Below are 14,770 nucleotides of genomic sequence, written 5' to 3'. Positions count from 1 at the left end.
TTGCTCAATAACCCAGTCGCGCTCTACGGTGTTTCTCCCATTTTTCTCCGGCGCCCTGGAAGTTGATAAAATTCTAGCGCCGAGTCCGGTAACGGTTTGGGCCTGGCCCTCATAACTTTCAAGCGGCCGGAGTAAAAAGCATGGTTACTGAATGCGATAAGCTCTGGATGGCTGCGAAAGTGCTCATCCAGCATCACAATAGCTTGTTGAGTGGGGATCACGTCTGAAGCCAAATCCAAAAGTGATTGATCCCTATAGCTCAGTTTTGGCGGCACCCCGGCATCTTTTATCACTCCCTGCCAGATACTTTGCTGCCGTTTGCGGGAAAGAAATGAAACATGCCGCAGTTGTTTGCTGTCACCGACAATCACTGCCCGCTCAGCTCGAAACAGGGCCGGCAGTGAACTCGCGATATCACACTGGGTTGCCTCATCAAAGACCACCAAATCGAACATGGCGGGCGATAATGGCAGCACTTCATTGAGTTCATCTGCCTCCACCAGCCATATGGGGAACGCCTGCATTACCACCCGCATATCAGTTTGGGCAAAGCGCTCCGCCTGTACTTTTGAAGTTCGAGATCGCAAGGCTTGATTGAATTGGCTCAGGGTACCCCGATTTTTTTCCAGCAGCCTGTGCAATGTATCGCGGCGATAAGTATTCAAATACTGACTTGCCAGGCTTTCAAAGTTGCGCCGACAATCACCAATCGCACCTTGTGATTGCCACAGACTTTTAACACTCAATCGATTTGCAAAGAAGCTCCAGGCATGTCGCGCTATCCACTGAGCAAACCGACCTACACTAACAGCGCGCGCCAATCCCAGCTCTTTGGAGAAGCGCTTCTCCAAGCCCCTCAAGGCTCGATAAGCCCTCTTCAGTTCCCTCTTCACCTGGGCAGGCTTTCTCTCTGGAGGTTCCACCCCCTCTTTCAGCAGCCTATCCAGATGAGCTTTTAAGCTGGGGATAAAACCCCGTTCCTCTCGATGTACATACCCCTGAGTCAGCCCGTACTCATCTCGCAACTTATCCCGCACCACATCCAGTGCTTGCTGGTTTTTCGATACCACCAAAACACTTTCACCATGCAGCACTCGATCGAGAACCATAGCGGCGATTGTAAAACTCTTTCCCGTACCGGGCGGACCTGAAACCAGGCTAAGAGGAAAGCGAGCCGCATTTTCAAGTGCCCTCTCCTGAGCCCCACTCAACAGACCCGGCAGCATATCCGGCTCACACGCTTTCTGTGCAGTTTCCCAGTGGCACTCTCCCAGTAATGCCTGTAACGGAGGAGATAATTTTTTATCCCTGCCTAAAAGTTGTAATTCGTGCAGTACTCCACGAGAGCCCCTCGATCTATCCGCAAGAATTACCGCACCCGCCGAGACCAAGGACAACTGAGCACCCTTCGATGCACTTTCAACAGCTGCCTTATCACTCAGGTTAGGCCAGCGCCCCAATTCCTCCACATTTTCCAAAATGGTGTAATGGGTTAGCCAGCGACCGACGTCAGCCAGCTGTGTCGAGGACAGTGGCGAAGCAAGCACTGGGAAACTATCTGTTATTGAGGACTCAACATCAGGTTTAAGCAGTTGACGTAAAACAGGCAGATTAACGTGAATGTTTGCAGGGTTGATCTCTACAAAATAATCCTCATCAAAATGTAGCTTGGCGGGAAAATAAAGTAGTGGTGCACAGAGCTTGCGTTTTGCACTTAGTCCAGATTGGAGAGCGTAGTTACCACAAATAAACAGGCAACCATAAATCAGCCGCCGCTCCTTTCGGTAAGCATCCACTTGTTCCAGCAGTTTTGCTCCCGCCGTAGTGGAGACAGGAACACGTGGTAACTCATCAGCCCCCAAATAGTCCCGCTCATCTAAGAACAGACGCCGATTCGATTTGAGATTTAGAATATTGTTGAGGGAGAGGTCGTAACTGTCAGCTTGATAGCAGCGTCGAAAGTATTCGATTAACTTCTTGGGGTTGTCCTGCATTTCAAATAACTCCTGGGGGACAACAAAATTCTAACGGATGCCGGAACCTTGTTATACCCCCCAGAGATTACTTGTCCTCAGCCATCCGCCATTAGCGATTGATATTTGCGGCGCTCGCCCGCACTTAGCTGAAGGCCATACTTATCTACGATTGCCAAAAACCGCTTAAGGTAAACTTGTTTGACCGGTCCATAGGGCGGCATCCACTTGTCCGGCCCTTTGTGGCCTTTACTTTGGTTACGACCGTCATCAACCAGCCATAAATTCTCGATGTCCTCAGCAAACCGCTGCTTTCGCTTGCGCGTCCAATCGGCTCCCCCGTGATCGTGTGCCCACTTCAGCGGCACAATATGTTCCACATCAAGATCTGAAGCTTTTACAAAGAAGCCACCCGTGTATGGGTCCAGCCACAAACCGGTGTCTACTTTGCAGTGATTGGTGCGGGTATAGGTTACCGGGGATAGTGAATAGCGAATTAACAACTCATGGCGGGTATCCTGACAATCCCGATCGGAATCAGACCATTTGGGCAGCCACTCCGCCCGATCATAAGACGCTGCAAAAGCGGAAAAACTGAAGGAGAAAACTACAGCAATGGAAAAAAGCTTAGAAACTGACCGAACGCTCATACATCAACTACCAATCAAACCAGAGCGCTAGGTTACAAGAAAGTGTGTACCAATTGTATGCGGCGGTTCAAATCATCAAAAATCGACTTAAAAGCGCAAGGAACTCACCGAATGGAAAAAATAAAACTATGAAGGAAGATTAGGAAAGAAGAATATTTCGATTAAATCTTCAGCTTTTGAAATGAACCCACCCTACCAAAGAATAACCTGGTAGGGTGCGGTCCTTTTTTGAAGGCTAACTCGTTACTTAACCAGCCCTACTGCCTGAGGAATATAAATTGCGTGTAACTGGCCTCCGGCCATCATCTCCTGAATCAACTGGGTAGTCGGACCATTTTCTTGATCACGCACATCGAGTGATCCCAAGTAGCTATCGACACGGCCCTCAAAATCATAGTGGAACTGCATTGAGCTTAAGAACCAACCTTCACCCAAGATATCTCCCGCATAAATTATCCCTGAGGCTTCGGCATCCGCATCACGTGAAACTTCTACTCCGAGGCTATCAAGACCGCTTCGAACATCGGAGGACTTAGCGTAGTATTGGCGGTAAGGCTTGGAGGCAATATGCTCAATAAGCATGGTATCGTACTCCTCGTCAGTAGGCTCTTCATCAAGCTCACCACTAGCCAACTGGTGCTCTATCTTTAAATCAAGCTCATCGCGACTATCACCAATAATTTCTGGATTAAACTCAGCAATGCGGGTCATTTCCCCAGTTTCCGGGTCTGCAACATAAATAGGCGAATAGAGGCTGGAATTGTCAAACTGCAGCACCAAGCGCGTTTTATCATCAACGCCAGCAACTGCAGCCATGTTGTCAAAATTATAATAATTAGTTGTGATATCACCATCTTCTTTTGCCTTTACCACCCGTTTGATTAAACCACCTTCTGCGGGGTTAGTAATATCGGCAAAATCCAGTTGGTACACACCGTACTTTGCACCAAAATAAAAGACATTTGGATCTATAGGATCCCAGTCACCATCTTCAGGTGAACGCCACAGAGATGCATCCATTCCTGTAGTATGGGTACGGAAGGCTTCCTGACTCATGTCCCGGATATCTTCTGGGGTCCCGTCACCGTTGGTATCCTGGTCGGTCAGCTGCACCAGTTCAAAGCTAAGTGCGCTTTCATCCAACAACGCACGATTATCGTCATCATCAAAATCGACAATTGGCGCACCTTCGCTATCCAACACCCGAACCGCGTAGAGATCACCATTGGTTAAGCCGGCTTTATCAACTTCACTGCCCTCATTGGTCTTATCACCAACGTAAACAGTTATGTATCCACCGTGGCGATAGGCATTATCTGGACTATCAAAACGTGGTCTCTCGTCATCGATAGACAACAACACCGTTTTATCCTGGGCTTTGTAGTTAGGTACGATATTCTCGAAGCGGGCCTTACCCAACAGTGGCAGTTCGTAAGCATCGCCGGCATTATCACCGGTAGTCAATACTGCGATACCGCGTCCAATATAAATTTCAGACTTGTCGTACTCGTAAACACTTTCGATTTCACTTTTCTCTTTCGCTTCACCACTGATACTGCCAAAAGCATCAAAAGTGAGCCCCTCGTAACCACGCTTCTGAACCAAACCATCGTAATAGGTTTTCAGACTTTCACCGCCATCACTTTCCTCTCCAGTCAAGAACAATCTCACCTGAGTGCCTTTGCCAGTTTCAGCATTATAGAAAGCCGTTTCAGCTGGTAGGGTAGCGGAGCAGAAGCGTTCGAATGCGCCAGTATTAACTAAATCACCATCGGCATCGAAGTAAGGCTTCATTTGAGTTACATAAGTGTACCCAGGCTCTTCTGCTATCTCGCCATCCGTGTCATACAAAGTACGGCGCCAGGCATACACCCCTTTTATTAGATCTTCACCACCTTCAATCTCTCCGGTGGTTTTATCAATCACCCATTTTGATACGAATGTACCGGTTGATTTTAGGCTACGATTCGAATTCTCTAATACAACCCCGTCACCCCCAACAAAATTGTAATGTTCCTGGTTCATAAACAGAGTAAAAGTACCATCATCATTATCCAGGTACCCGAGGCCATCGGGCTCGCCCGACAAGACATAAAGACCATCTGTATCTGTCGAGTCCAGACTGGAGTGCTCTTCAAAAATAGGTAAGAGATCCGATTGTGGGGTTTCAGCATCGATATAATCAGTAGGAAGGTACCCGTTACTCAATAAGTTAACGATTTTTACATTTTCCGCGACGGCAAGAACATGAGGTTGCTGGGCAGTAGAAGGGCCTATGTGCTGGGAGCCTTCTGATTCGAGAGTCGATTCAAACAGGCTCACCTCTTCGGGAACTTCTGGATCTGGTATTTCTACCACAGAGCCGTCATTATCATTATCGTCACTACAACCCGCCAAAATAGTGGCTACAGCAGCAGCCAATACTGATCGCCTGAAAATTTTATAATTTTCCATAGTTACTCCTATGCGCATTTTCCCCACCCAAAGGTAGTTCTAGTTATAAAGGCGCCATAGAGTAGTAACGCTTAGTGACAGGCTTAATACGATTTCATTACAAGCGATAAAAATTAATTTAATTAATTTTCTCAATCAAAAGTTTAATATCACCTAACATCAGAGATTTCAGATAAATCTCAGCAAATTCTAAAGTCGAAGGGCAAAAAAACCCGCAGTAAGCTCAGTATGGCTTAATGCGGGTTTTTTATGACAGTTCTTTTATCGGGAATAATCCATTATGCCGATACGGCCTCTCCAGTAGCCTTTTCTAAAGGTTTAACCTCAGCTTGTGTGTCACCTCCCAATACTTCACTGGGCCTAACCTTATGGAACACCGCATAGAATACTGGGATTGCAATCAAGGTCAGCACCGTGGCAAATCCAAGCCCACCCATAATTGTCACCGCCATATCCGCAAAGAAAGCGTCGAACAGAAGCGGGGACATTCCTAAAATAGTAGTGACAGCGGCAAGGAATACCGGACGCAAACGGCTAACGCTGGCCCGTTGGATAGCTGTCAACCTCGGCAGGCCCGCATGGGTCTGAACCTCAATCTCATCCACCAATACCACGGCATTTTTAATCAACATACCAGACAAGCTGAGAACACCGAGAAGAGACATAAATCCAAATGGTAATCCCGTCGCCAACAACCCGACAACAACACCGACGAGACACATAGGAACAACCAGCCAGATAATCACCGGCTCCCGAACAGTACCGAACAGCAGTATCGACACCAGGATCATAATCAGGAAGCCCAAGGGTAAACCTTTACCTAGTGACTTCTGCGCATCGGTAGAACTTTCGTACTCACCACCGAATTCAACCTTGAAGCCAGGTGGCAACTTCATTTCTTCAACCCAGGGACGTATACGGCCAAAGGCTGACATTGCTGTAACACCTTCAGGCGCATCCGCACTGATGGTAATAGTCGGCACCCTGTTGCGTCTTTGGATCAATCCTTCATCAGCGGTTAACTCGAAATCAGTAATCAACTGTCCTGCCGGAATATAACCCTGCTCATTGGGGCTCCACACCAAGCGGTCTTCCAGTGAACCCACCTGATTGCGATCTCCCTCTGGCATACGGGCAACAATAGGGATAATACGGTCACCGCTTTCAAAATCGCCAACGGTGTAACCCGCAGTGGCAAACTGAATCATACGGCTGACATCAGCATTGGTAACCCCGGCAACTCGCGCCCGCTCATCATCCAGATGTGCGTGCAGAGTAGGCTCTCTGCTGCGCCAGTTGTGACGAATATCTTCCAGTCCTTTGTCACGGAACTGCTGTTCTACACTGACTGCCAAGGTACGCAGTGTCTGGTAATCCGGACCTGAAATACGCACTTCAACATCCGATCCGCCACCGGGACCAAACACCAATCGCTTGAAAGTAATCAATGCTTCCGGCTGCGCTACACGCAACTTCGCCTTGGCGCTCTCAATCAACTGGGGGATTTGCTCCCGGTTTTCAGTGCGAACAATCAACTGGCCATAAGACGCATTGGGTGGCTCGGGAGCATAGGTCAGCATAAAGCGATCGGCTCCGCGACCAGCTACTGCTGTCACGGAGACAACTTCATCCTGTTCCTGGAAGAATGCAGTCGCTTCCTGAAGCGCCTTATCAGTACGATTAATATCACTGCCCTGAGGCATGAAATAGTTAACATAAAAAAGTGGAGCATTTGAATTGGGGAAGAACCCCTGCTTCACAAACCCGAAAGCAAAGTAGCTGACCAGAGTCACCACAATAAGTACTGCAATGGTCAGGCCCCTGCGCTTCAAAGCTCCTGATAGAGCACCGGAGTACATATTGTAGAAGCGGCCATCGTAAGGATCTTCCGAGTCGGCTTGCTTACCCGGCTTAAACAGGTGATAGCCCAAGTAAGGGGTAATAGTAATCGCCAGTATCCAGCTGAGTAACAGGGAGATACCAATTACCGCAAACAGGGAGAAAAGGAATTCGCCAGTAGCATCATCGGACAGACCGATACCGGAGAACGCCATAATACCGATAATGGTCGCACCCAGCAGTGGCCAGAAAGTCTGGCGGACTACGCGCCTGGCAGCACTCTTAGGCTCTTCTTTTCTCTGAACCCCCATCAGCATCCCTTCGGCAACCACAATGGCATTATCAACCAACATACCCATGGCGATAATCAGGGCACCGAGAGAGATCCGCTGCAAATTCAAGCCAAACAGGTTCATGATTAACACGGTGCCCAAAACGGTCAAACCGAGGACAGTGCCAACCACAACACCGGAACGCCAGCCCATAAATACACAAAGTACTAGAGTAACGATCACGACAGAAGAAACCAGGTTAAAGAGGAAACCGTCAACACTCTCCTCTACTACCTGATGCTGCTCGTAGATAGGATGGATTTCTACACCCAGGGGCAATGCCTGTTTAATCTGCTCCAGCCTGGCCTCTACCGCCTTGCCAACGTTCACGATATTGGTATTTTCCGCACCGGCCACACCCAGCAGAATGGCCTGCTTGCCATCAAATCGGGCAATAAAGCTGGGGCTCTCATCGTAACCGAGAGAAATATCGGCGATATCACGGACGGCCAGCATCGCGGTAGAGCCGGGCACGCCGACGAGAATATTACGAATGGATTCCAGGTCACTCGCAGGATTGTCGACCAGTATACGGGTACGTAAATCCTGGCCTCCAATCTCGCCGACTTTCTGGGTCGAACTTTCAGATTGCAGTACCTGCGCTAAGTCATCCAGGGAAAAACCAAACTGGGCCAGGCGGGATTCATCAATATCCAGGTAAGCCACTTCGTCGATAATGCCTGAGCGGGAAACCTTGGCAACCCCCTCAACTCCCAGTAACTCCCGGCGAATCGCTTTGGTAATTTCACGCATTTCAGTCAGCGAAAACCCTTCTCCGGTAATCGCATAATAAATACCGTAAACCTCACCAAAGTCATCATTCACAATGGAGGGTAAAGCACCGCTGGGCAGATCACTTTGAGCATCGTTAACCTTGCGTCGCAATTCATCCCAAACCTGGGCAAGCTCCTGCGAGGCATACTGATCTTTGATTTCCACCCGAATTTCAGACATTCCCGGACTTGAGGTGGAAGAGACCTTGTCCAGCTGTCCCATTTGTTGGATGGCCACCTCAAGCTTTTCGGTGACCTCCTCTTCTACACGCTGGGCGCTGGCGCCTGGGTAGAAGGTGTAAACACGGGCTTCCTTGATCGTAAACGCAGGATCTTCCAGGCGGCCAATATCTGAAAGCCCCCAAAGACCACCGATTAAGCAAATCAGCATCAATAGCCAGCTATAAACTGGCTTTTCTATAAATATGTCAGAAATCTTCACAACATTTTCCCTACTGTTAACAGGGCCAGAGCTAACACACTAATTAGTGCTGCGCGTAATTGCGTACTTTTGCACCGTCATAAAGATGCTGGCCGCCGGTAGCAACCAGTTTCATAGCGGGGCTAATGCCATCTTTAATCTGAACCGACTCACCATCAGTTCGCCCGAGGGTCACGGAAGCTTTGGAAACAGACTGGTCTGCATTAATTTGCCAAACATAGGGCTTACCTTCCGGGCCAGTCTGCACTGCTGAAAGGGGAACCCACAGGTCACCACTCGCTTTATTCAACTTCACACTAACGCGAGCGGTCATGCCGGGAAGGATCTGTACATTTTCGGGGCGGGGCATTCCAAACTCGACAACGTAAGTCTGGGTAACGCTGTCTGCCTCAGCCTGGTGCTCACGGTAAGTAAGTGGGAACTCCTTGCCCGGCAAAAATTCAAATTCGGCGGTCATGGAGTTGACTTGCTCTTCATTAACCGTGGCCAACAGCTTTTCAGGCACGGAGATTTGAATTCGAACTTCAGAAATATTCTGCAAACGGACAATTGCCTGGCCGGCCTGGACGTTGGTGTAATTCTCTACCAGCTGGCGAGTCGCCAAAGCATCGAATGGAACCCTTAGCTGGGTATAAGCCAGGTCCTGCTCAGCACGTTCCAGGGTAACTTTAGCCAAGTCAAAGTTACTTTTCGTTTCATCCAGCTGCTGCTGTGAAATAACTTTTGACCCTGCCAGAGAGCGCTGACGATTGAGGGTTTTTTCCAGCAACTCTACATTTAATCGGGCTTCTTTTACCCTGCGCAGGTAATCCCGCTGATCAAGTTCTGCGATCAGGGTTCCCTTTGGAATAATTTCACCTTCGCGAATTGTGAGCTTGTCCAGCTTCCCACCAACCTGGAAAGATAGGTCGACACTCTGCACTGCCTTAACACGACCGGCAAACTGTCGATCTTTGACCTGGTCATTACTGGCAACGGTAGCTACTTTCACGGGCCAGACGTGCTCTGCTTGCGCCTGCTCCGTCTTCGATTCGGAGCATCCTGCCAGAACTGCAACTGCTGCGATCAAAACGGCCAATGAGAAACGCGATCTTGGCGATATATTCATATTTATCATCCACAAACTGTATTAACTGGGGCTGACCTTTAGTTCAGGTCGGCAGAGAGCGCCAGCAGACGTCCCTGTAAACGTTCAATAATCGGGTCTTCGGACTCAACCACACCGAGTACGCGACCCAGGAACATGCCCTGGGCCGCCAGGATTAGCAGTTCCGCCATTTCCGGGTCACAATACGCATCGCATATATCGCGACGCTGCTGCTCCTCTTTGTCTTTTACCGGCCCCAGCAACATGGGGTCTTCGGCCACGGCGGCGATCAGTGAGCGAGGCAGCCCCTTGTCATCCTCCATCAATTCAAAAATGCTCTTCAAGCGCGACACCAACAAGCTGTCCCCCGAGGACACAAAAGTGGCAACACTGTCATCTTCACGAGCTATTGCCGCCTCCAGCATCGCCTTCAGGAGTGACTGCTTAGTTCGAAAATGATGAATCAAACCGCCCTTGCTGAGCCCGCACTGTGCAGCCACCGCATCCAGGGTCAACTTGCGCGCCCCGCGATCCCGGACTACTTCTTCTGCTGCTCGAACAATGGCAGCTTTGTCGACTCTCGACACATGACCTCCTGGGCACCACCAATCAAAACCAACCGGTTGGTCGGTATCTTAGCGGCAACATTTTAAAGGTCAAGCTATGCTACGCTCCCTCACCAGAAAACATGGTTAAAAAGTGTTACGAGAGCGTTAAGTTCACGCTGGAGAGATGATTTATGACGGATCGGTACTGCCCCTGTGGATCGGGCAAGCCCCTTGATACCTGCTGCGGACTCTATTTGTCGGGAAAGGCTTACCCCAATAATGCAGAAGCGGTTATGCGCAGTCGCTATACGGCCTTTGCAACCGGAAATTTTCGGTACCTGAAAAAAACCTGGCATCCCGACACCTGCCCAGAACTGCAAGCTGAGGATATTGAAACCCAGTGGACAAAATTGGAAGTTATTAAGAGCAAGGCGGGACTAAAAAAGTCGATTGTGGAATTTAAGGCTTGGTATACAGAAAATGACCAAGAACACCTGATTCACGAAATTTCACTATTTAAGTTATTTAAGAAGCGCTGGGTATATTTGGAAGCTCTACCCGACTGGCCTAATGGGAAATAGGCTAGCAGAGAACACGGCTAACTAAAGAGGCGATATCAACGAAAAAATAGCAGCAAAAGCCTGGGGGCGGGAGTCGCACTCCCGCACCTCTTTACGCAGCTTCTGCTTGCTAGCGAAACGACCCGAAGATTTTGCCTTTACGTGGACACCGCCCTTTCTCATTAGCGGATTACGCGCAACGTAACTACGAATTTTTTCTTTCTTTTTCATAAAATTTCACCTTTTACTTTTAGTAGATCCCCTATTCCAAATATCTTCTCACTCAAAACTTGTATTGATACCTCCTTATTTACCCCTTGATACAAATTACCTGGCGTAGCGTGTGCACCACTTCCACAAGATCGGACTGGTTCTCCATCACCCGATCAATATCCTTATAAGCAGCAGGAATCTCATCCAGAACGCCCTTATCTTTACGGCATTGCACACCTCGGGTCTGATCTTCCAAGTCCTTTCTGGTAAAACGCTGGCGAGCCGCTGTACGACTCATTTTTCGGCCAGCTCCGTGTGCGCAAGAACAAAAAGATTCCTTATTGCCAAGCCCACGCACGATAAATGACTTAGCCCCCATAGAGCCGGGAATAATTCCCAGCTGATCTCTCTGAGCACTAATAGCCCCTTTGCGAGTCACGAATACATCTCTATCAAAATGACGCTCGCGAACAACATAATTATGGTGGCAATTAATTGCCTCTGTGGTCAAATTAAACTTTGGTAAGCTTACCTTCAGACATCCAAGCACAAGCTTCATCATTTCCTGCCTGTTCCAGCGAGCATATTCCTGCGCCCAATTAACCGCTTCAATATAATCGTCAAAATTCTGGCAGCCTTCTGAGAAATAGGCCAGATCCTTATCCGGAAGATTGTGCATATGCCCAGCCATATCCCGTCGGGCCAACTGGATAAAATGCTGACCAATAGCATTGCCAATCCCTCGACTCCCTGAATGCAACATCACCCAGACAGCACCACTCTCATCAATACAAACTTCGATAAAGTGATTGCCACCCCCTAATGTACCCATTTGGGTCACCCAGGTTTTTTGTGGCTGATGCAGTTTCTTCAGTAGCCCTGGATGCTTTGAAAACAATCTATCCACACCGGGAGCTAAAAGTTTGCAGGCAGATTCCCTGGCGCTGATCAGTTTATGTCGTCCCTGACCAACCGGCACTTTCACCTCAATGGCGTCCCGCAGTGCTTTCAGATTGTCTGGCAGCTGATAGGCTTGTAGCGAAGTTCGCACCGCATTCATTCCACAACCAATATCCACCCCAACGGCAGCAGGAATTATCGCACTTACCGTTGGGATCACCGATCCTACCGTTGCCCCCTTTCCCAAATGCACATCCGGCATAGCAGCAACATGGGAGTGCACAATAGGAAGCTGGGCAATATTCTTTAACTGTTGCATTGCCTGGGGCTCAATATCATCGGTATAGATTTTTACCGGTACCGTGCCAGGCGCTGCATTTCGATTTAACACTGTTTTTACAGGCATATTTTATCCCTGGATTAATCCACTTAACTGAAACGGCAATCCAAGCTAAAACAAAAAAGCCCCGGCATTTGCCAGGGCTTTTGGAAGGTCTGGCTTGGAAAGCAATATCACTTTCCAAGCTCAAGCGCGTGAAAAGCGATTAAACAAATAAACTCTTGATATCTACATTTCGCATTTCACGGCTCCTTAGTGGTGCGATCCACTTCAAAAATACTGCCAATTAGAATGCCAACCTTGAAACTAGATCAGCAATGGAATTTAAGTGCAGTTTATTCTCATTTGGTACCATGTCAAGTCTGTTTTTTGCCTATCGATAAAAATTCTACCCTGAATTCACTAACCAACTTTTACTTTTCAACATAGCTTGAGGGCTCGCTATGCCATAAAATCGTGTTACCGAAATTACAGTCCAGTCGCCACGCCCCCAAAATGACCACTCAAGAACCTACCATTCTCTTTGAAGACAACTACTTACTTGCCGCTTATAAACCAGAGGGGTGGCTTGTTCACAGATCAGAAATAGACCGCCATGAAAAGCGTGTACTTTTGCAATATTTGAGGGACCTATGTGGCAGCTTTCTTTATCCAGTACATCGACTGGATAAGCCTACCTCCGGTGTTATTATTTTTGCCAAAAGCAGTGAGATTGCAGCGCAGGTACAGCAGCAGCTGGAAAGTGATTTATCATCAAAAAAATATATTGCTGTATGCAGAGGGTATAGCCCGGAAGAAGGTGTCATTGACTATGCCCTCCCCCGTTGCCGACTTCAAACACCAGAGGAAGCGACCAAAAACGGATCTGCCACGTCAGCAGGCTGTTACATTGTACCGACGCTTGGAGACTATTGAGCTACCTTATGAGGTTGACCGCTACCCGACCAGCCGGTATTCCCTAGTAGAAATCCAATTGAAAACAGGGCGGCGCCATCAAATAAGAAGGCATTTCAAGCATATCCACCACCCTCTAATTGGCTGCCCGAAATATGGAAAGTCAACCCATAATCGTTTCTTTGCCAACAGGCTCGAGTGCTCTCGACTACTTTTGCATGCATCTGAACTCAAGCTTGAACATCCGGTGAGCGGTTCTCAGCTGAAAATACAATGCGAAATACAGGGAAGTTTCTTGCAATTAATTCAGCGATTTAAATGGCAACCTTAAATTATAAAGCCCCTGAGTTACTCAGAACCCCTCAAGCCAAGCCTTACATAGTGCATGGGGCGGTTTGCCCAGGATAAGAGCACAATGGCGCTGAATTAATAATTTCCGATGTGCAACAGGCTGAGCTTCCGCCATTTAATTGGCCGCATCCAGGGCCGCCACAGGCCCCACACGAGCTGGAACAGCAAGCTCCCGACCCATTGTATATTCCAGCTTTCTCATTTTCGCATTCAGCCCCCTTAAGGCCATATATCTTTCTCCCTTGCTTCACTGAAATATTGTCAAAGTAGGCATAGACTTTTTTGGAGGGTGACCACAAAGCTGAACTACCGCCATGAAAAGTACTGAACTGAAATTTATCAATAGCTACCCTATCACTACCAGTCAGCCGTAACCCTTGTTCCTCTACAATTTTTTTGCCATTTATAAATAGCTCGATATATCCGTCAGCATTATTTGCACCGCTATTTAATTGCACAAACAACTCAATCCGATACCAAGTATCCCGCTCAAATCTAAAGCTGTCATTCCCTTGATACCCATCTCCACACCGAGCGACTCTATCCTGATGATAGGTATAGAGCCCGACCCTACCCTCCGCACCAAACTTAACCCGCACACTCCAACTCTTCGGATCGATAGGTACGCATCCTGAAGCCTGCCCCCCACCAGCAAGGCCGTGTAGCTTACCTCCCTTAACAAACTCGAAGTTCCGATGAAACTTCACATCGTAAGCGAGAGTTGCCGATGAAACAGATTTGGCTAACTGGGTCGATGTACTAATTCTCTCCGAACCCTTCTCATAAGGAATATACTGAGCTTCCAGTGCATACCCATTACCGGGCATTGGAATTAAATTTAAATGCTGATCATCAAACGTAGCCAGTGGTTGCAAATCAAAAGTTCTTCGCAACAAGGTAATATCAGTATATTTCATGTAGGGAATTCCAACCCGATATCTACCAGAATTTGAGATTGCACTGAATCTGCCTTGATTTGATGAAAACCCGTATACATAGATCTTCTTTCTTACAAATTTTTTCATTTCCTCATAATTCAAATAGAACTTGAATCCATGGGGAACGCCCTGGGTATCACATATATTGGCAATTCCTTTTGACGACGCCTGATCAGCTCTGGAAATTTTTAATGGAAACCCGCTTCTCCTATCGCTACCTAGATAAAGACCAACAGAAACTGACTTGAATACTCCTTTCTGACAAGCCCACCCAGAAACAACCAAGCCTCCCCCTAAATATTCAACCCGATCAACCCTACCGATCATCTGGGCGAAATCCTGATCACCTGTACTAAATGAAAAAAGAGTCACGAGTAAAAACACAGAAAACATCTTGAATAATACCCGACAGCATTGACATCACTATTAAATATAGAAGCTACTTGTTCGGATGAGTGAGAGCACACACAGTCCGA

The 14,770-nt window shown here is 48.0% G+C and carries 12 protein-coding genes; 3 read left to right on the top strand and 9 right to left on the bottom strand.

Features of this window, described 5'->3' with window-relative positions:
• Nucleotides 1-23: 23 nt before the first annotated feature.
• The 6 genes from QT397_11840 to QT397_11815 form a co-directional block, all read right to left on the bottom strand.
• A complete protein-coding gene (locus QT397_11840) occupies nucleotides 24-1,994 on the bottom strand; it encodes an AAA domain-containing protein (protein WNZ57984.1) in 1,971 nt (656 codons plus the stop codon).
• Nucleotides 1,995-2,071: 77 nt separating this feature from the next.
• On the bottom strand, nucleotides 2,072-2,623 hold the full coding sequence (locus QT397_11835; GenBank protein WNZ57983.1) for a DUF1524 domain-containing protein: 552 nt from the start codon (nucleotides 2,621-2,623) through the stop codon (nucleotides 2,072-2,074).
• Between the two features lie 243 nt (nucleotides 2,624-2,866).
• Nucleotides 2,867-5,077, bottom strand: coding sequence for a hypothetical protein (locus tag QT397_11830; GenBank protein WNZ57982.1), 2,211 nt, complete (start codon nucleotides 5,075-5,077; stop codon nucleotides 2,867-2,869).
• A 278-nt stretch (nucleotides 5,078-5,355) separates the two neighbouring features.
• Entirely contained in the window at nucleotides 5,356-8,463 is a 3,108-nt protein-coding gene (locus QT397_11825) for an efflux RND transporter permease subunit (protein ID WNZ57981.1), read from the bottom strand.
• A gap of 43 nt (nucleotides 8,464-8,506) precedes the next feature.
• Nucleotides 8,507-9,571: an efflux RND transporter periplasmic adaptor subunit gene (locus QT397_11820; protein WNZ57980.1), complete on the bottom strand. Its 1,065-nt coding sequence runs from the start codon at nucleotides 9,569-9,571 to the stop codon at nucleotides 8,507-8,509.
• Nucleotides 9,572-9,609: 38 nt separating this feature from the next.
• A complete protein-coding gene (locus tag QT397_11815; protein ID WNZ57979.1) occupies nucleotides 9,610-10,137 on the bottom strand; it encodes a TetR/AcrR family transcriptional regulator in 528 nt (175 codons plus the stop codon).
• 152 nt (nucleotides 10,138-10,289) lie between these two features.
• Here QT397_11815 and QT397_11810 point away from each other — a divergent pair, with 152 nt between their 5' ends.
• Nucleotides 10,290-10,679 (top strand): YchJ family metal-binding protein, encoded by a 390-nt coding sequence (locus QT397_11810; protein ID WNZ57978.1) that lies wholly within the window; start codon nucleotides 10,290-10,292, stop codon nucleotides 10,677-10,679.
• 21 nt (nucleotides 10,680-10,700) lie between these two features.
• On the opposite strand, the gene QT397_11805 is transcribed toward QT397_11810, so the two are convergent.
• Together QT397_11805 and QT397_11800 are read right to left on the bottom strand one after the other, a co-directional pair.
• Nucleotides 10,701-10,889, bottom strand: coding sequence for a hypothetical protein (locus tag QT397_11805; GenBank protein ID WNZ57977.1), 189 nt, complete (start codon nucleotides 10,887-10,889; stop codon nucleotides 10,701-10,703).
• Between the two features lie 79 nt (nucleotides 10,890-10,968).
• Nucleotides 10,969-12,177, bottom strand: coding sequence for an RtcB family protein (locus QT397_11800; protein ID WNZ57976.1), 1,209 nt, complete (start codon nucleotides 12,175-12,177; stop codon nucleotides 10,969-10,971).
• A 390-nt stretch (nucleotides 12,178-12,567) separates the two neighbouring features.
• Here QT397_11800 and QT397_11795 point away from each other — a divergent pair, with 390 nt between their 5' ends.
• Both QT397_11795 and QT397_11790 read left to right on the top strand, forming a co-directional pair.
• Nucleotides 12,568-13,026, top strand: coding sequence for a pseudouridine synthase (locus tag QT397_11795; protein WNZ57975.1), 459 nt, complete (start codon nucleotides 12,568-12,570; stop codon nucleotides 13,024-13,026).
• Nucleotides 12,923-13,336 (top strand): pseudouridine synthase, encoded by a 414-nt coding sequence (locus QT397_11790; protein WNZ57974.1) that lies wholly within the window; start codon nucleotides 12,923-12,925, stop codon nucleotides 13,334-13,336. Before QT397_11795 ends, QT397_11790 begins: the two co-directional genes overlap by 104 nt.
• Nucleotides 13,337-13,379: 43 nt before the next feature.
• Here QT397_11790 and QT397_11785 read toward each other — a convergent pair whose 3' ends face one another.
• On the bottom strand, nucleotides 13,380-14,687 hold the full coding sequence (locus tag QT397_11785) for a hypothetical protein (protein WNZ57973.1): 1,308 nt from the start codon (nucleotides 14,685-14,687) through the stop codon (nucleotides 13,380-13,382).
• Nucleotides 14,688-14,770 lie beyond the last annotated feature (83 nt).

Source organism: Microbulbifer sp. MKSA007 (assembly GCA_032615215.1).
Taxonomy (GTDB): Bacteria; Pseudomonadota; Gammaproteobacteria; order Pseudomonadales; family Cellvibrionaceae; genus Microbulbifer.
This window is presented reverse-complemented; position numbering and strand designations above follow the sequence as displayed.

Coding starts and splice junctions, on each gene's coding strand:
- QT397_11805 (WNZ57977.1), bottom strand. CDS start 10,889: ATGAAAAAGAAAGAAAAAATTCGTAGTTACGTTGCGCGTAATCCGCTA.
- QT397_11830 (WNZ57982.1), bottom strand. CDS start 5,077: ATGGAAAATTATAAAATTTTCAGGCGATCAGTATTGGCTGCTGCTGTA.
- QT397_11835 (WNZ57983.1), bottom strand. CDS start 2,623: ATGAGCGTTCGGTCAGTTTCTAAGCTTTTTTCCATTGCTGTAGTTTTC.
- QT397_11800 (WNZ57976.1), bottom strand. CDS start 12,177: ATGCCTGTAAAAACAGTGTTAAATCGAAATGCAGCGCCTGGCACGGTA.
- QT397_11840 (WNZ57984.1), bottom strand. CDS start 1,994: ATGCAGGACAACCCCAAGAAGTTAATCGAATACTTTCGACGCTGCTAT.
- QT397_11820 (WNZ57980.1), bottom strand. CDS start 9,571: ATGAATATATCGCCAAGATCGCGTTTCTCATTGGCCGTTTTGATCGCA.
- QT397_11785 (WNZ57973.1), bottom strand. CDS start 14,687: ATGTTTTCTGTGTTTTTACTCGTGACTCTTTTTTCATTTAGTACAGGT.
- QT397_11790 (WNZ57974.1), top strand. CDS start 12,923: ATGCCCTCCCCCGTTGCCGACTTCAAACACCAGAGGAAGCGACCAAAA.
- QT397_11810 (WNZ57978.1), top strand. CDS start 10,290: ATGACGGATCGGTACTGCCCCTGTGGATCGGGCAAGCCCCTTGATACC.